18 protein-coding genes are annotated in these 16,472 nt (G+C 65.5%); 11 read left to right on the plus strand and 7 right to left on the minus strand.

Going from position 1 to position 16,472, the window contains the following annotated elements; all coding sequences use genetic code 11:
- Positions 1-120 precede the first annotated feature (120 nt).
- On the minus strand, positions 121-534 hold the full coding sequence (locus tag ACIRRA_RS39305) for a hypothetical protein (RefSeq protein ID WP_402779337.1): 414 nt from the start codon (positions 532-534) through the stop codon (positions 121-123).
- Positions 535-1,518: 984 nt separating this feature from the next.
- Here ACIRRA_RS39305 and ACIRRA_RS39310 point away from each other — a divergent pair.
- The 4 genes from ACIRRA_RS39310 (at position 1,519) to ACIRRA_RS39325 (ending at position 6,892) form a co-directional block, all read left to right on the plus strand.
- A complete protein-coding gene (locus tag ACIRRA_RS39310) occupies positions 1,519-3,027 on the plus strand; it encodes a carbohydrate kinase family protein (protein ID WP_402779339.1) in 1,509 nt (502 codons plus the stop codon).
- Positions 3,028-3,168: 141 nt separating this feature from the next.
- Complete coding sequence (locus ACIRRA_RS39315) at positions 3,169-4,092, plus strand: GTP cyclohydrolase II (RefSeq protein ID WP_402779341.1); 924 nt, start codon at positions 3,169-3,171, stop codon at positions 4,090-4,092.
- A 170-nt stretch (positions 4,093-4,262) separates the two neighbouring features.
- Positions 4,263-4,874, plus strand: coding sequence for a GTP cyclohydrolase II (locus tag ACIRRA_RS39320; protein ID WP_402779343.1), 612 nt, complete (start codon positions 4,263-4,265; stop codon positions 4,872-4,874).
- A gap of 188 nt (positions 4,875-5,062) precedes the next feature.
- Positions 5,063-6,892 (plus strand): AMP-dependent synthetase/ligase, encoded by a 1,830-nt coding sequence (locus ACIRRA_RS39325; protein ID WP_402779345.1) that lies wholly within the window; start codon positions 5,063-5,065, stop codon positions 6,890-6,892.
- 114 nt (positions 6,893-7,006) lie between these two features.
- Here ACIRRA_RS39325 and ACIRRA_RS39330 read toward each other — a convergent pair whose 3' ends face one another.
- Positions 7,007-8,314 (minus strand): hypothetical protein, encoded by a 1,308-nt coding sequence (locus ACIRRA_RS39330; RefSeq protein ID WP_402779347.1) that lies wholly within the window; start codon positions 8,312-8,314, stop codon positions 7,007-7,009.
- A gap of 133 nt (positions 8,315-8,447) precedes the next feature.
- On the opposite strand from ACIRRA_RS39330, the gene ACIRRA_RS39335 reads away from it, so the two are divergent.
- Positions 8,448-8,999: a TetR/AcrR family transcriptional regulator gene (locus ACIRRA_RS39335; RefSeq protein ID WP_402779349.1), complete on the plus strand. Its 552-nt coding sequence runs from the start codon at positions 8,448-8,450 to the stop codon at positions 8,997-8,999.
- A 63-nt stretch (positions 9,000-9,062) separates the two neighbouring features.
- Here the strand turns inward: ACIRRA_RS39335 and ACIRRA_RS39340 are convergent, their stop codons facing one another.
- The 3 genes from ACIRRA_RS39340 to ACIRRA_RS39350 all read right to left on the minus strand — a co-directional run bounded on the left by ACIRRA_RS39340 (position 9,063) and on the right by ACIRRA_RS39350 (position 11,059).
- Positions 9,063-9,599, minus strand: a complete 537-nt coding sequence (locus ACIRRA_RS39340; RefSeq protein WP_402779351.1) for a YbhB/YbcL family Raf kinase inhibitor-like protein — start codon at positions 9,597-9,599, stop codon at positions 9,063-9,065.
- 76 nt (positions 9,600-9,675) lie between these two features.
- Entirely contained in the window at positions 9,676-10,200 is a 525-nt protein-coding gene (locus ACIRRA_RS39345; protein WP_402779353.1) for a hypothetical protein, read from the minus strand.
- Between the two features lie 361 nt (positions 10,201-10,561).
- Entirely contained in the window at positions 10,562-11,059 is a 498-nt protein-coding gene (locus ACIRRA_RS39350; protein ID WP_402779355.1) for a flavoprotein, read from the minus strand.
- Between the two features lie 62 nt (positions 11,060-11,121).
- Here ACIRRA_RS39350 and ACIRRA_RS39355 point away from each other — a divergent pair, with 62 nt between their 5' ends.
- The 6 genes from ACIRRA_RS39355 to ACIRRA_RS39380 all read left to right on the plus strand — a co-directional run bounded on the left by ACIRRA_RS39355 (position 11,122) and on the right by ACIRRA_RS39380 (position 14,543).
- Positions 11,122-11,481, plus strand: a complete 360-nt coding sequence (locus ACIRRA_RS39355; RefSeq protein WP_402779357.1) for a helix-turn-helix domain-containing protein — start codon at positions 11,122-11,124, stop codon at positions 11,479-11,481.
- Between the two features lie 134 nt (positions 11,482-11,615).
- Positions 11,616-12,359, plus strand: a complete 744-nt coding sequence (locus ACIRRA_RS39360; RefSeq protein WP_402779359.1) for a hypothetical protein — start codon at positions 11,616-11,618, stop codon at positions 12,357-12,359.
- Positions 12,360-13,246: 887 nt separating this feature from the next.
- On the plus strand, positions 13,247-13,453 hold the full coding sequence (locus tag ACIRRA_RS39365; RefSeq protein WP_402779361.1) for a hypothetical protein: 207 nt from the start codon (positions 13,247-13,249) through the stop codon (positions 13,451-13,453).
- Positions 13,454-13,479: 26 nt separating this feature from the next.
- Complete coding sequence (locus tag ACIRRA_RS39370; RefSeq protein ID WP_402779363.1) at positions 13,480-13,695, plus strand: hypothetical protein; 216 nt, start codon at positions 13,480-13,482, stop codon at positions 13,693-13,695.
- A 6-nt stretch (positions 13,696-13,701) separates the two neighbouring features.
- The gene (locus tag ACIRRA_RS39375; protein ID WP_402779365.1) at positions 13,702-14,106 is read left to right on the plus strand and encodes a hypothetical protein; all 405 of its coding nucleotides are present in this window, start codon (positions 13,702-13,704) and stop codon (positions 14,104-14,106) included.
- On the plus strand, positions 14,103-14,543 hold the full coding sequence (locus tag ACIRRA_RS39380) for a hypothetical protein (protein ID WP_402779367.1): 441 nt from the start codon (positions 14,103-14,105) through the stop codon (positions 14,541-14,543). The genes ACIRRA_RS39375 and ACIRRA_RS39380 overlap by 4 nt, the downstream gene beginning before the upstream one ends.
- Positions 14,544-14,699: 156 nt before the next feature.
- On the opposite strand, the gene ACIRRA_RS39385 is transcribed toward ACIRRA_RS39380, so the two are convergent.
- Together ACIRRA_RS39385 and ACIRRA_RS39390 are read right to left on the minus strand one after the other, a co-directional pair.
- Positions 14,700-14,978 (minus strand): hypothetical protein, encoded by a 279-nt coding sequence (locus tag ACIRRA_RS39385; protein WP_402779369.1) that lies wholly within the window; start codon positions 14,976-14,978, stop codon positions 14,700-14,702.
- 76 nt (positions 14,979-15,054) lie between these two features.
- Positions 15,055-16,404 carry a M20/M25/M40 family metallo-hydrolase gene (locus ACIRRA_RS39390; protein WP_402779371.1) on the minus strand — a complete coding sequence of 450 codons (1,350 nt, stop codon included), beginning with the start codon at positions 16,402-16,404 and terminating at the stop codon, positions 15,055-15,057.
- Positions 16,405-16,472 lie beyond the last annotated feature (68 nt).

The following is a 16,472-nucleotide window of genomic DNA, read 5'->3' on the forward strand; positions in this document are numbered from 1 at the left end:
CCGCTCGCCCGGCCGCGACGTTCCGTCCGGCCGGGTGCAGTGGACGGTCATCCGTACCCCTCCGCCGACCATGATTCCCGGTCGGCGAAGCGGCCGAGCCTCGGCGGCAACGCTTTTCGATCAGCCCCACAGATGCCGTGAGCGAGCACCGGCGTGCGCGGGTGTCCGCGAGCCGGGAGAAGAATCGATCAGAGCCGGTATCGGCGCCTCGACGTCGGTGGTATGGCCCGGCTCCAGATCGAGATACAGGCGCTCGGCCAGACGCTGTGCCAACAGCATCACCACCCGGTCCACCCCGATCCCCAACCGAGCCGCGTGCTCCGCGGCCGCCAGATGCGCCTGCTCGTCGTGGACAACCGCAGGATCTGACAACAACTCATCCAGTTCCATCCCCGCCTGTGCCTGCTCCCGAGACAGCCGCTGCTGCGGCAACCAACTCAACCGCCACTCGCGTTCCCGGCGCCCCACCACCCGAAACGCATACTCGGGACTGAGATCGCTGGTCATGGCCCGCGCGGTGATATCCAGAGTCACAAGGTCCTCCCAAGGCTGTGGACGCGAGCCACGGGATCTCCGCCCCCGCGCCATCTTCCGCCCGCCGCGGTCGATAACCGCACCGGGCCTTGCCATCCCCTCATCGAATGTCCTCCCAGCATCGCATTCCAATCAGTCGGTATTTCACCGGTGTCACGAATTCCTCCCCGCCCCAAAAAGACTTCGAGATGTCGCTTCCCATCGCCACCCATCTCGTCGAAGTAATAGATCATGAAGTAATAGATCATCACGAAGGTTCCCCCCTCTGTCGCCGACGCTGCTGCAATATGGCCATCACATGTCGCACCGTGGTCCCGAGCTCGGCGGCGAGCACATCGGCATGCTCATCGGGTTCGGCACTGCCGCTGCATATCTCGGTCAGTTCGAGGGCTGCTCGGGCCTGTTCCCTGGTCAACAGTGGCTCAGGTCGCCAGCTCAGCGCCCATGCCGGCTCCGGGCACCTCGCTAGGCGCCGGGCCCATTCCGGGCTGTCGCTGCATGTGATCGATGAGTTGCTCTCGTAGATCACGACGGACTCCGATTCCGTGAGGGTCGTCGCCGAGAGGGCCGGCGGTTTCCGGAACGCCTCGAACCGGCCGATCGACTGGCGATGATCGGCCGGTGAAAGTCGTTGCCGAGGAGTGGTGAACGCGATTCCAGCGGACGACAACGTAGACGAATGTGGTTGTGCTGAAACGAAAAGAACCAATCAGCTGGCCTGGATACCCGCGACTTCGCCGTCGCGCTCCGTCTCGGGCTCGCCCGCCGCCGCGCGTACCCCGCGGTGAAAGCGACGAATCAGGAGAATCGCTCCCAGCATCAGGACCTCCGAACCAGCTGGAGGGGGACGACTTTCGTCTAGTCCAGTATGGCATTTGCCGTCATGGTTCGGCATTTGCCGTTGCCACAAGGGAATTGACGTTTTCCCTGTTCGTTAAACCTGCCCGGCGGTACTGTTGAGTCGAACGGCGAGTGTTGAGACGGATGGCGAGCGACGAGACCCCTCGAAATGCCGGTCCGGCCAAGGTGCCTCAGGATCCCGGCATGGCCGCCGTGCGCGGCATCCTCATCCGCCTGCGCAAGCGCTCGGGACTCAGCCTGGTCCGGCTGGACAATACCGAGATCGACACCACCGCACTCCTGCAGCTCAGCGTCGTGCGGCGCTATGCGCACCGGCTCCGGACGACACCCCAGGCAGCAGCGTCGGCGGTCATTTCCCAGGCGGCCGGTGAATTGCCCGCCACCCTTCGACTGATCATCGATGCCGAGCTCTGCCTTGGTCTGCTTCGTGAAACATCCCCCGCCGGAATCGATCTCGAGCATCTGTATGCTCCCGATCTCGGTGAGCGGCGTCGATTCCTGACTCTGCGGTGGCGCGAATTGCATGAGGCGTGGCAGACCGACGATATTCCTCCGGCTCCGACGGTGCGGAGTCTGCGAGGGGCGCCCGAGACGCAGGCGTTCACCGCACTGGCAACGCTGCTGGTTTCGGGCTCGGTCCCGATCACTCCCGGGAGCGGCACTGTGATGATCGTCGGGGACGCCGTCATCGATGACATCTATGTCGTGGAGGAGATCCCACAGGTAGGTAGGTCGGTGTGGGGTGACCACCGTCGCCACCCTGGCGGAAAGGGCTTGAATCGCGCGGTGGCGCTGGCCAGGTTCGGGCTCGACGTCAGGCTCATGACCGCTGTCGGAGACGATGCAGAAGGTCGCTGGGTCCAGGACTACCTGACGGAGAACGATGTCGATACAAGCCTGATACGGGTCAAGTTGCGTGCTCGCACGCCGGTGACCGCCGTGCTCATGACGTTGAGCGGACAGTACGGGGCAATCGCATTCAAGGAGAGTCGTCTCCGGCTGGATGAGGACGACCTGAATGCCTTGCCGACCCGTCAAGTCATCGGCCAATCGAAGGCAGTGGTGATCACCTTCGAACAATCGGTGGACGTCGTGGAACAGGTGCTACGCGTGGTGGACGCACTCAAGGCCGGCCGTCGAGGGGCTGCGAAGGCGCCGTGGCTGATCGTGAATGTGTCACCGGCGCAGGTCCTTCCGATGGCCATCCACCGTTACCTGCGCGCGATCGACTACTTGATCGGTACCCCGGCCGAGCTGGAAAGCCTCTGGCCGGGAGAATCGTCTGATGAAGCAGTAAAGCGGATACTCTGCTTCGGCACCGATGCCGTATGTGTTCTCGACGGCTCGCGTTGCGCGGTGTATCGCAGCCGTCATGCCCCGCTCGAGATCTCGCGGACCCCAGTGGTGTTGCCGGGCGCCGCCGGTGCGGCGTCAGCGTTCGCCTCGGCCTTGACCTACCGATTGGTGACATCTGGCCGAAGGGCCGACCGTGCGGACTTCGAATGGGCGATGGCGGCAATGGCTGCGACCGAACCCGTTTTCAACGCCGACGCTATGCCATCGATGGAGCGCGTCGAGGATTTCGCTGCCCGTGATGGCAGCGATCCTGGCGAGTCGGCTAACTTTCAGTAACCAAACTCTGTGTCGAAGGCGAGCCTGGCGGGTTCCGTCGCGCTAGACTGCGCCGGGCCCATGTCTGTGCCGCGAATTCCGCGCGGTCACACGGGCCTTTTTGCCTATCCGAAGGAACGTTCGAGGACAGCAGGGGATCGCGTGGACACAGCAGGTACACAGGAGTGCCGCCCGTCGACCTGGCGCACCCCTGCTCAGGCGCCGGAATTGGTTGAGCCGCAACACCGTTTCACGCGTCGCGGACATGATGTGGACGTCCGGATCGTCGAAGTGAACCACAGTGCGAGCTTTGGTCATGCGCTAATCTTCGGCAATCCCCGGAATGGCTGCCTGGTCCGTGTCCACTCACGCTGTCTGTACGGCGATGCCCTCGCGTCGGAAGACTGTGATTGCGGGCCGGAGCTGATGGAGGCTTTGGACCAGATCCAATGCGAAGGTCACGGAGTCCTCGTCTACCTCGAGCAGGAGGGCAGGGGCGCTGGATTGCTCAACAAGGCGCGCGGCTATCGCCTCAGCCAAGAGCGCGGCATCGACACGTTCGCCAGCTACCGGGCGCTGGGGTTGCCGCCCGACTCGCGCACGTATGCCCACGCTGCAGAAACCCTCCTGCAGTTGGGCTTGCAGTCGATTCGGCTGCTGACCAACAACCCGGACAAAGCAGAGGCTCTGCGCGAGGAAGGTTTGGCCATCACCACGGTGCCTCTCGTCACTGAGCCACGCAACCAATCCGTCCGCGACTACTTGGCCGCGAAACGAGTTCACCGTGGGCACCGCATTCCGCGGTGGTGGTGGCTTCATCGCTGGAGCAACCGTGTGTGCAGCGCCGCGACGTTGCTCCTTTTCGGGCTGGCCTCGGCCGCACTGGCCATTGCGGCGCGTCCGGCGGCGATTGCGGTCTGGGAACGTGCGGTTCCGTCTGCAGTGCTCCCCGCTGGTGGATTCGCTGCTTGCGCGGTCGGATTCGCTGCCGCCGCCGGCCTGGTTGCAGGACGGTACCTGTCGCCGCGACGTCGTTTGCTGGCAGCCCGAGTCCGCACATTGAACACCCGTAATCGATTGCGGTAGAGCGATCTTCGGCGTTCGAAGCTGCGTCGATTTTCCAGAGGCGGCGGCGGATCTCCGGATGGTTCGGCCATAATTACTCGAGGCGAACTATCGACGGGGATGCGGTGGAAGACCTTCAGCTGACCGAGCATTCACTCTCTCGTAAGGGTCGGGAGATGCCGGTGCGGGTGGTGGAACTGCGCGACGATCCCGATGGGGCCTCCGGACAGATCCTCGGCCACGTTTTGGTTTTCGGCCACCCGGGTGATGGATGCCTGGTTCGCATCCACTCACGGTGCCTCTATGGAGATGTCCTCCAGTCCGACGATTGTGACTGCGGACCGGAATTGGAGCTGGCCATGGACCTGATCCAGGACGAGGACGGCCAGGGCGTGCTCATTTACCTGGAACAGGAAGGCCGGGGCGAAGGCCTGGTGGTCAAGGCGATGGGGCTGCGAACCGGCGAACAGACGGGGGCGGACACCTTCGACGCGTACCGAATGCTGGGCCATCCCATCGACTCTCGCTGCTACGACCATGCGGCGGACGCACTGTCCGATCTTGGTCTGCGTGAGGTGCGTCTGATGACCAACAATCCGGACAAGGTGCAGGCCGTACAGGATGCAGGGCTGAAGGTCGAAGCGGTACCGCTGGTGACCGAGCCGCGTAGCGAGCGGGCGGCACGGTACATGGAGGCCAAACGGCGAACCACCAACCACGGCTATCCGCGCCCGGCAGCAGAAGGATCGGCGGGATTCGGTTCACGGACCAGAGATTCCACCGGGCATCGCCCCGATCGATAATTCCGGCCACCGGTATGGCCGATGTAGCCCGCGACACAACCGTGATGGTCTGGTTACGATGAGTGAGCCGCGCCACAGATGGCGCGTGGCCATCGCGTGATCGGGTTGGTCGTTCTCTCGGACGTCGAGGTTCGCGCAGGTGGGTGCGCGTGTGGCGGGTGAAGCGAGAGGCAATCGGGAAAAGGGTTATGACGACTGACATCGGGTATGCGCACGCAACTGGGAAGACCGTTCACACGATTCCGCAGGCGTTCCAGGAGACATTGACGCTGCGGCCGGGGCAGGTGGCACTGCGGACGGTCGGGGGGACACAGCAGATCACCTGGCGCGAGTACGGGGAGCGGGTGCGCGCCATCGCGGCGGGGCTGGCCGGGCTGGGGGTGGGGCGCGGGGACACCGTGGGGATCATGTTGACCAACCGGCCGGAATTCAATCTGGTCGATACCGCGGCGTTGCACGTCGGGGCGACGCCGTTCTCGATCTACAACACCAGCTCCCCCGAGCAGATCGCGCACCTGTTCACCAATGCCGAGAACAAGGTCGTGATCACCGAGCCCGCGTTCCTGGACGTGGTGCGCGCGGCGGGCGTCGAGCTGGAATACATTGTGCTGGTGGAGGGTTCGGCGGCGGGCACGCTGACCCTGGCCGAGGTGGAGGCCGCGCCGAAGGAGGACTTCGACTTCGATGCCGCCTGGCAGGCCGTGCAGCCCGACGATGTCGCGACGCTGATCTACACCTCGGGCACCACCGGCCCCTCCAAGGGTGTGGAGCTCACCCACGCCAATGTGGTGGCTCAGATCGTGGGCCTGGTCGAGGGCCCGCTGACCGTCGGCCTCGACGACCGCTCGGTGTCCTACCTGCCGGCCGCCCATGTGGCCGACCGTATTTCGGGCCACTGCGCCAATCTGTTCACCGGCGTGCAGGTGACCTGCGTGCCCGACCCGCGGGAGATCGCCGCCGCCCTGCCCGACGCCCGCCCGACCGCGTTCTTCGGCGTGCCGCGCGTGTGGCAGAAGATCAAGGCCGGGATCGACGCCAAGCTCGCCACCGAGGCCAGCCCGGTGAAGAAGGCCCTGGCCAACTGGGCGCTCGGGGTCGGCGCGCAGGCCGCCCGCGCGGATCTGGCCGGCACCGGCCGTGGCCCGCTGCTGGATGTGCAGCACAAGCTGGCCGATGCGCTGGTGCTGTCGAAGCTGCGCCACGCCCTGGGCTTCGACGAGTTGCGCGTCGCCGCCTCCGGCGCGGCCGCGATCCCGCCGGAGACCCTGGAATACCTGCTGGGCCTGGGCTTCACGGTGACCGAGGTGTGGGGAATGTCGGAGACCTCCGGCGTCGGCACCTACACCCCGCTGGCCAAGCCGAAGCCGGGCACCGTCGGTGTTCCGTTGCGCGGGGTGGAGATTCGCCTGGGCGAGGACGGGGAACTGCTCGTCCGCGGCGGCATCGTCACCCACGGCTACCGCAAGATGCCCGACAAGACCGCCGAAGCCATCGACGGCGACGGCTGGCTGCACACCGGTGACGTCGCCACCATCGACGGCGACGGCTACGTCAGCATCGTGGACCGCAAGAAGGAACTCATCATCAACGAGGCGGGAAAGAACCTGTCTCCCACCAATATCGAGAACACCGTCAAGGCAGTGTCCTCGCTGGTCGGCCAGGTGGTGGCGATCGGTGACGCCAAGCCGTTCATCTCCGCGCTCATCGTGCTCGACCCGGACACCGCGGTGGTGCGGGCCAAGGCCCTGGGCACGCCCGACGCCGAGCTGAAGACCCTGGCCGCGCACCCGGAGATCGTCGCCGAGATCAAGGCCGCGGTCGCCGAGGCCAATGCCAAGCTCTCGCGGGTGGAGCAGATCAAGCGCTTCACCATCCTGGATCTGGGCTGGGAACCCGGCGGTGACGAACTCACCCCGACCCTCAAGCTCAAGCGCAACCCGATCGCGGCCAAATACGCCACCGAGATCGCCGCGCTGTATCTGACCCCGCCGCCGGGCGGTGTGATCAACATGAGCTGATCCGGGGTCGCGCGGCCACCACACGCCACCGGAACAAATGTGGGCCTGGACGAGTCGTCCAGGCCCACAGCTGTTTTCGCGTCCGCGGCTACGGGCGCCGCGTCGCCGGTGGTGTCACCCGCGCGCCGCGGCGGACCGGGTCACCCGTGCCAGCAGATCGCTCATCGACTCGGCGATCCGCCCCATCCGGCGGTGACTGTGCTCGGCGGTGTCGTACTCCACCTGAATCGTCAGCCGATCTCCGACAGTGAAGATCGTCATCTTCGGCGGCATGCCGGCCGCCATCGCGAACACCTCGTCCCGCACGAACTCCAGGCCCGCGGGCATCGGATGCGCGGGCAGCCGGCCCATATTCGACAGTGCGATCGCCGGCGCACTCGACAGCACCGCCGCCACCTCCGGCGCCAGCGCCCGCTGCGCGGCCCGCATGAACAGCGCCGGGAACCGGGTGTCCAGCATCTGCCGCATGGTCGCGTCGACCACCGCGCCCAGCGCCCGCGGATCGGCATCCCGATCCACCAGCGCCGGGGTCCCCGCCCCCGAGGCGCAATTGAGCATCGTCGAGACCGGCAGTCGCGGCGACAGTTCCGGTCGCAGATCTGCGGCATGCCCACACATCAACGGCAGCGGCCCGTCCTCGGCGAGCTCGGCGCGCACCGCCGCCAGGGCGGCACCGGCCAGCAAGCTGTTGACCGAGATCCCTTGTCCGCGTGCCACCTCCACCAGTTCGTCGGTGTGACCGGGCGACAATTCGACGCGGCGCAACGCCAATCGCCCGCCGGGATCGCCCGACCCGTCGCCGTCGTGCGGCAAGGTCCGCGGTGCCGCCTCGGGCCCGACGTTCGCCGCCATCTCCCCTACCTGCGTGAGGAATCCGTCGACCTCGGCGTCGGTCGTGACCCGCGCCAGCAGTTGATCGACCCCGTCGAGCAGGTCCCGATCCGAATCCTCCAGCGGTAGTGCCGTTCCCGCGAAGTGTGCGCTGTAGCGCCGCCACATCTCGTCCAGCAGCGCGAAAGCCGAACGCCCATCGCTGATCCCGTGATGGATGACCAGCACGATGCGGCTGACCACGGGCCCGCGCAGCAGCACCGCCCGGAACAACCCCGCACTCCAGTCCGGGCGGGTATTGACCAGTTCCCAGTACTGGTCGGCCTCGCCGTCATACACCTCCAGCGGCGGCACATAGGTCTCGTTCACGTCGAACCGCGATACCCCCGCCACGGTGACGGCCAGGCTGCGTAGCAGCACATGCCCGGCCGCGAGTTCGCCGAGCACCCGCCGCAGCACGGCGGGGTCGATCGCACCGCGCACGGTGGTGCCGATGAACAGCGGCATCCCGCCGATCGGCACGCTGCCGAGGCGGGTGTCGGTGGCGAAGTAGCTGGTTTCGAAGGGGGACAACAGTCTCTGCTGAGTCATCTCGGGGCTCGTACTTCCGTGTGATGGATCGTGCCGAACTCGACCATACACACGTTTCATACGAGCGTACAAAACAACTGTTTGAAACAACTGTTACAAACGACCGTTTCACCCGGTGCTAGGCTCTAGCGCCGTGGGAACCCGAGAAGACCTCCTCGCCGCGACCAAGCAGTGCCTGGCCGACCGCGGCTACGCCCGCACCACCGTGCGCGACATCGTGGCCGCCTCCGGCGCCAACCTCGCGGCCATCAACTACCACTTCGGCACCCGCGACAAGCTGCTGAACCAGGCCATGCTCGAGGCCACCGCCGCCGCCGTGCAGCAGATCCTCGACTCCCTGCCCGCCGATCGCACCGGCGACCCGGCCACCCGCCTGAACACCTTCTGGCACAAACTCATCGACTCGTTCACCACCGACCGGGTGATCTGGACCGCCAATATCGAATCCACGGCTCAGGCCCTGCACTCCCCCACCCTGCGCGCGGAAACCGGTGCCGCACAGCAACAAGCCCGCGCCGGCCTGACCGCAGCCCTCGGCACCGGCGACCCCGCCATCGGCGCACTCCTGCAAACCCTCATCGGCGGCCTGCTGGTCCAATACCTCATCGACCCCGATCACTCCCCCACGCCGGAAGATCTCGCCGCAGGTCTGCGCGGGCTCGCCGAACTCTCGACCCCCGACTAGCCGGACACGACTGTGGCCCTGAGCGAATCGCTCAGGGCCACAACGGTTTCGCAGACGAAGCTACTACTTCTCCTCGTAGGTGGCGATGATCTGGGCCCGCGCCAGCGTGTGGAAGAACAGGTTGAAGCCCAGGTAGGCCGGGGTGCCGTTGGCATCGATGTCCAAGGCGTCCACGTCGACGGCGTGCACGGTAATGAAGTAGCGGTGGTACCCGTGCCCGGCCGGCGGAGCCGCGCCCACATAACCGGGGAACCCGCCGTCATTGCGCAGCTGGACGGCGCCAGTGGGGAGGCTGCCGCCCTCGCTGCCGGCGCCGCTGGGCAGCGAGGTGACCGAGGCGGGGATATTGGCCACGGCCCAGTGCCAGAAGCCGGACGAGGTGGGAGCATCCGGGTCGTAGACGGTGACCGCGAAACTCTTGGTCTCGGCCGGGAATCCGGACCACGACAGCTGGGGGGAGATGTCCTTGCCGCCCGCGCCGAACACTCCGGAGACCTGATCGTTCGCGAACGGCGCTCCGTCGGTGACGTCGGCGGAGGTAACGGTGAAGCTGGGGACCTGGGGCAGCGGGGCGTAAGGGTTGTACGAATAGTCGGGCACGAGCGGTCCTTTCGAATCGTCAGCTGTGCAACAGGAAGTGTTCCAGAACTGCCTCGATCGAGGTCAACCGCCTCGATCACGTCCGGGCTGCATCAGAATTCCAGTCTCCCTCCAGTTTTGAGGGCCTCGACGATTCCATCGCCGCCGAGTTGTCCACTGCCGGGCGAATGTAGCCCTCCTTGTCAATGTAATGGACGATCGTGACCGTCGATGCTTCCGCATGCCCCAGTTGAGCGCTCGCCCGCGACGCATCACCGGTCTTACCCCTGACATGGGTCGCGGCGGTATCTCTGAAGTTGCCGTACTGCACCCAGTCCATCGATATGCCCCCCACGACCCGCCGCAGCAGTCCCTCGGCCCCTGCGATGGACAGGTGCTTTTTCCGCATCGTCACCAGGACGTGCGCGCCCTCGTCGATATCGCCCGCGCGGCGTCGCCATTCCCGAAGCTCGAGGGTCAGCCGCATCGGAACAGTCAGGTAATAGGGGGACCCGTTGTTCTTGTGCTTGTCCTGCCGGTGCGCGTTGCCGCCGTTGGACGCCTGCACCACGGTGCCGCAGATATGGATGACGGCGCTGGGTATGCAGCGATTGGCGCTCAACTGCGTTACCATTCAACTGTCCAACAGTTCGTGCTACTCCAAGATACGGAAACTGTTGGGATGCCAGCAAACCGACCGCCTGCGCATGAATGAATTCACAAGCAGCGCAAGGGACTTCGCGCAACGCAATGTCAATGACAGATCATGCCGTCTGCCGGGCACCACGTGCCATACCCGAATCCCGTGTAGGGCTTAACGATCCCCCTAAACGGACAAATAAGACCCGGCGGCCGGCCGGTACTCGCACCCGAAAAACCCGCCCATCAACAACACCACGAACCCGCGAGTAATACCCACGCACGTCCAGGCGAAAAACACACCTACCGAGATGCCCCCTGGCCGATCGCGACACCACCCTCTGTCACGAATTGCGCCGCGGATGGTCGAGTAGCGCCTGCCACGCCTTGGACAACGGCAGAGACGCGCCGGGCTCGCCCGGAATCACGGTGACGCCCCACTGGCCGAGGTTGCGAAGGGCGTCGCGGATCGGCGGGAAACTCATCTGAGCGTCGTTCGAATACGGCACCGCCACAACCGGCTTCTGCATCCCCACGGCCTCAACCAACAGCCCGAGCGGAAGGGTATCGGAGATCCCGGTAGCCCACTTCGCTGCCGAATTGCACGTCAGTGGCGCGACGATCAACCCATCGGCGGGTGGGAGCAGATCCGGTGTCCCAGGGTCCTTATACGTACTCCGCACTGGCCACCCCGTCTTGGATTCGAGAGCCCCGGCGTCGATGAACCTGAGCCCGGACGGAGACGCGATCACGCACACATCCCAGCCACCGGCCTGCGCGAGATCAACCAGCGTCGCGACTTCCGGTGCTCTCGACGAGCCGGTAACGATCGCATACAGCACCGGGACTCCCTGATCATTCATAGGATTAGCATGAATCATCGAGCCGAAGGGGAACCGCGGAGATGGCCACTGCAGCGAAGACCGGCACCGACGATGGCTGCTTCGTCGGAGGCAGGGTTGCCGCAATTCGCAAGCGCCGCGGGATGACCCAGCAGATGCTGGCGGACCTTACCGGCAAATCGCGGGGCGCGATCGCCAAGTACGAGAACGGCGAACGGCCGGTCGACAGCCGCGACACCCTTCACGCCCTCGCGAAAGCATTGCAGTGCGATGTCCGTGATCTCACAGGGCACGAACAGGACCGATTCGATCCACGCACAGCCGAGTTCCACGCGACCGTCCCGACATCGAGGTCGCCCTGTGGACCTCCGGTAACACGACACAGACAGGACCTATCCGGAGCCTCGACGAACTCTGGGTAGCAGCGAATACCGCACGCGACCTTCGCATCGACTGCCAATACGGCCGAGTCGCTCCCATGCTCGCACCGCTTCTCACCGACTGCTACCGCCACACCAGAGACGCATCCGGAATCGAACAGGAAACGGCGTGGGATGTGCTGTCCTCCGTCGCTGACACGGTAGCGAAGGCTCTGCGCGCCTGGGGCTATCCTCAGCTGTCGTGGACCGCCGCTGACGAGTCCGAACGGGCCGCAAGCCATCTCGGGGGCACAGCCGTCACCGCAGCCGCCGCCTTCGACCGATCTCAGGTGCTCCTGTCCCGACCAGGCGCACTCCCCCGCGCGCTGCAAATCGCCGAGGACACCGTCGACAAGCTCACCGCAGACGCGAGAACGATCGGCGAGCTGGAGACGCTCGGCATGCTCCACCTCCAGGCCGGACTGGTCACGGCCAGCCTCGACGGTGACCCCACCGCACACCTCGATGAAGCCGACGAACTGGCAACACGCCTCGGCACTGCGCCCGCAGGGCAGTCGATTCTCCGCAACCCGACCTTCGGCGCGAATAATGTCGCGTTGTGGCGGATGTCAGCTGCGATGGAAAAACGAGATGCCAGCACCGTGATCAAGCTCGCCCCGACAGTGGATCCCGAACTGATTCCAGCGATGGGCCGACGGGCACAGTACTTCGTTGAGATCGGACGCGCCTACGCAATGGACAAGCAGTGGAACGCTTCACTGGCTGCCTTGCTCCGAGCCGAACACACCGCACCGCAACATGTCCGGAACATGAGCGTTGTCCGTGAACTCGTCGGATACATGATGCGCAGCGCGCGTCGAGACCTTGCCAGCGGCGACCTCGGACGACTCGCACAGCGGATAGGCGCAGTCCCCAGCTAGGCAGACGCCGCGCGAGCACATCCGCGGACCCAGCGGGGGTCATAGCGCCTCCACCTGCATGTGCCGGCGACCGGTTTGCCGGACAACCTGATCGTCCCTCGGCAATGCGTGCTCATACCGCCGACGAGAATCTGCCGCGCAAGATCTTCGAACGCCGCTACAGGATCGCGGTGCTTCTCGACGATGATCCGAGTTCCTCGATACCGAACAGACACAAACCAACCTGCCTCCGCGACCGGCACCCCCCTCGTGGAGGAATCCGAGCTCGATCTCCGTTGCGCCACTATGTCTTACGAGATCCAGGGCCGCATTCACCGCGTCCTCGTCCAACGCCGTCGCAGGTTCTGCCGTGTCCATATCGCCCAGTGTGACGCCAGGATGTCGAGTCGTGTCCCGCTGCGGGACAAAACCTCCGACGGTATCGGCAAGTCTATTGATCAGCGCCCGTTGCCCGGGTTGCCCCGACCCCCCAAAGGGGGAGCGTCGCCGACCGGACGACCGCAGCTGCGTTCGTAGCCAACCGGTCGGCGACGCCTCGGGCATTGGGGCACAACAACATCCACCGAACTGAACACAGTCCCCGAGGTTTCGATGCTGACGACATCGCTCCTGATCACCCTGGGTATATCACTCTCGGCGTTCACCGCCGCCGTGGTCTTCCGGCCACTACCCGTCCCCAAACGTGCCCCCGCCGCGCTCCCGGCCGACACCGCGGACGATCGACACCCGGACTGGCCTCACGAAGCACCCGAGTATCCATTGAGCCCCGAAGCGGCGCACCGAATCATGCAGAGCCACTGCGCTTGGAACGCCGAACACTGCGCGCGGAAAGCCGCCGCGTTCGATGTGCTCGTCGGAACAGGCGCGATCAAACCCAGGAGGCGGTGATGAAGAACAGGAACATCGGTCCCGTCGCTCAGAAGTGGGTCGACGACGGCTGCGAACAAGGCTATATCTCCAACCTCTGCCGGAGACGCGCCGAGGGAATCGCCAAGATCCACGCCACTTGCACCCCGCCGTGCCCCCGCGTCACCACCGCCCGGGAATACCTCGACCAGCACCCCGAACCGACGCCCAACGGCGAAACACGGTGAGACCGCACTACGTAGGAGGCTCGACGGTGGAAATCATCCACGCCTGGGCACACGACCTGGCCGACGCGGCAGGTCCCGGCTGGCGGGTCGAGGCAGAGCCGCAACCCCCATGCGGGTGGAACCTCATCGCTCCGGACGGCGCTGTGAAGTGCAGCGGAAGCCTGGACCAGATCGAAGCCTGGCTGATCCAGCAGGCCCGCAAACAAACGAAAGCACAAAAGAACAACAACTGGATGAGGTGAATTGCCTTGCGAAAGATCATGATCCGCACCGCACTGATTGCATCCACCGCCGCCGCACTCATCGTCGGCGCCGCATCCACGGCCAGTGCCAACGCTGACACGCAGGATGGCCCGGTCAGTCTCTCCGTCAAGGGCACCGGCCTCGACGTCAGGGAAATCGTCACCACCTATGCCAGCTCCGGCGGCGAAGGGCAGGTGCAGGCGTACTACATCGTCGTCGGCCCCGGAGGCGAGCCCAATCGCACCAACAGCGAGGCCATCCAGAACGGCGCGACGGGCGCTGGCGTCTACCGGGACAGCTACGGCCCGACCGGGACTTTCCTGGACGGGACCAAGATCTGCGCTGGGTGGTTCGACCCCACAGGGAAGGTCCACATCCCCGGCTACCCGTGTGTGACAATCCATTCATGACCACCCTTCGTGAGAAAGGCTGGGAGCCGGTCACCCCGATCGGCTCCCAGGGCGAATTCACTTGGCGCGTCTGGTGCGACGCACGTCGGCCCCCGGAGGCCGACTTGATGGGCTGGCCCGAAGGCGCTGATTTCTTGACGACCTTCATCGAAGTCACCAACGGCGCGGGCAAGCTCCACTCCGGCGGCATCGGCGGCATCCGTGAACCCGGCGAGCAACTCCGCTACTGCACCGGTGGACGCGACGGATTCCCGAAGTTCGTCACGGTCCGCGTTGCCGAAGATCGGCCTGGGATTCTGATCGAGACCAGTGAGCGGCGCATCGAAGTCCCCGCGGTCGAGCTCGGCGACCCTCATTTTGGGATGCGATTTTTCGCGATGCCGCTCGAAGACGGGGAAGACCTCGTAGCCGTCGTCAGCGGCGATGTCCGGCGTTGACATGTCGCGTTGACTGTCCGCCGCAACGGTCGACCTGAAATGCAAAGAATCGGCTCCGATCCTTCGGGATCGGAGCCGCTTTCGTACGTTCAACTGCTTGTTACCTTCGGCGGGTTGACCCAGTGCGCCAAGCGGACCAGCACGCCAGCGATGGCCTCACGCATCTGCAGCCCACCGCGGAACAACCTTCATCTCGACGACAGCACCTATAGCGTGGGCGTATCGGAGCAGGAAATCGAAGGTTGGGTCAGCCAATTCGGGATCGTCCTCAAAAGCGGCAACCTCGGCCGCGGTCAGTCCGGTTGCCTCGGCGATCTCGGACTGGAGGATGCGCTGATGCTTCCGCAGGCCAATCAAGTCGTTCAGCATCCGACGCCGAGTCTGGGTGAGGCGCATCGCGATTTCGACGTGGCGATCGTCGGCGAGCGGGATCATCCGGGAATCCCGGGCCGAATGACGAAGATCGCCCAAGGTGATTCCGTCCCTAAGTCCCTGGATAATTCGCTGTTCGTTAACTCTGCAACAGGAAGTGTTCCAGCACGCGGGTGCCGAATTCGAGCGATTCCACCGGAACCCGCTCGTCGACCCCGTGGAACAGGGCGGAGAAGTCCAGTTCGGGCGGTAGTCGCAGCGGCGCGAAACCGAAGCAGCGAATCCCCAACTTGGCGAAGGCTTTCGCGTCGGTGCCGCCGGAGAGCATATAGGGCACGGTGCGCCCGTTCGGATCGTGGGCCAGGATGGCGTCGTTCATCGCGTCGACGAGGTGCCCGTCGAAGGTGGTCTCGTAGGAGTCGAGCTTGGTGATCCACTCCCGCTCCACATCCGGGCCGATGAGCGCGTCCACCTCCTGCTCGAATTCGGCCTGCCGTCCCGGCACCACCCGGCAGTCGACGACGGCCTCGGCGGTCTGCGGAATCACATTGGCCTTGTAGCCTGCCCGCAGCATGGTCGGGTTGGCGGTATCGCGCAGGGTCGCGCCGATGATGCGGGAGATGGTGCCCAGTTTGGCCAGCTGACCCTCGATATCCGGTGAGCCGGGATCGAATTCGAGCCCGGACTCCTCGGCGACGGCGGCCAGGAACTCCGCGACCGAATCGGAGACCACCAACGGGAAGGTGTGGGTGCCCAGCCGCGCCACCGCCTGCGACAGGATCGTCACGGCGTTGTCCTCGTGCAGGAACGAGCCGTGCCCGGCACGGGCCTTGGCGCGCAACCGCATCCAGCCCAGGCCCTTCTCCGCGGTCTCGACCAGATACAGCCGCCGCTCGCTGCCGTCGGGCCGCGGCACGGTCAGCGAGAACCCGCCGACCTCGCCGACCGCCTCGGTGACGCCCTCGAACAGGTCGGGCCGGTGCTCGACCAGCCACTGGCAGCCCCAGCGCCCGCCGTTCTCCTCGTCGGCCACGAACGCCCACACGATGTCGCGCGGCGGCACCGTGCCCTCGATCTTGAACTGGCGGGCCACCGCCAGCATCATGCCGACCATGTCCTTCATGTCGATGGCCCCGCGTCCCCACACGTAGCCGTCACGCACCGCACCCGAGAACGGGTGCACGCTCCAGTCGGCGGCCTCGGCGGGTACCACGTCCAGATGCCCGTGGATCATCAGCGCCCCGCGCGAGGAGTCCGCGCCCGGCAGCCGCGCGAACACATTGCCGCGTCCCGGCGCACCCGATTCGACGTATTCGGTGGTGTACCCAGCCTCCTCGAGCTGTGCGGCCACCCACTGCGCGCACTCGCGCTCGCCCTTGGTGGTTTCCAGTTCGCCGGTATTGGAGGTGTCGAACCGGATCAGCGTGCTGACCAGGTCCACCACTTCCGAGACGGCGCGGGGGGTGCGGGTTTCGGCGGTTTCGGACACGTCACCTTTCCTACCACCTCCCCGGCACACCGTCGCCCACCGCCGCCCGCACGATCCGGCCCGCCGCA

It is taken from the genome of Nocardia sp. NPDC101769, from assembly GCF_044766925.1.
Lineage (GTDB): Bacteria > Actinomycetota > Actinomycetes > Mycobacteriales > Mycobacteriaceae > Nocardia.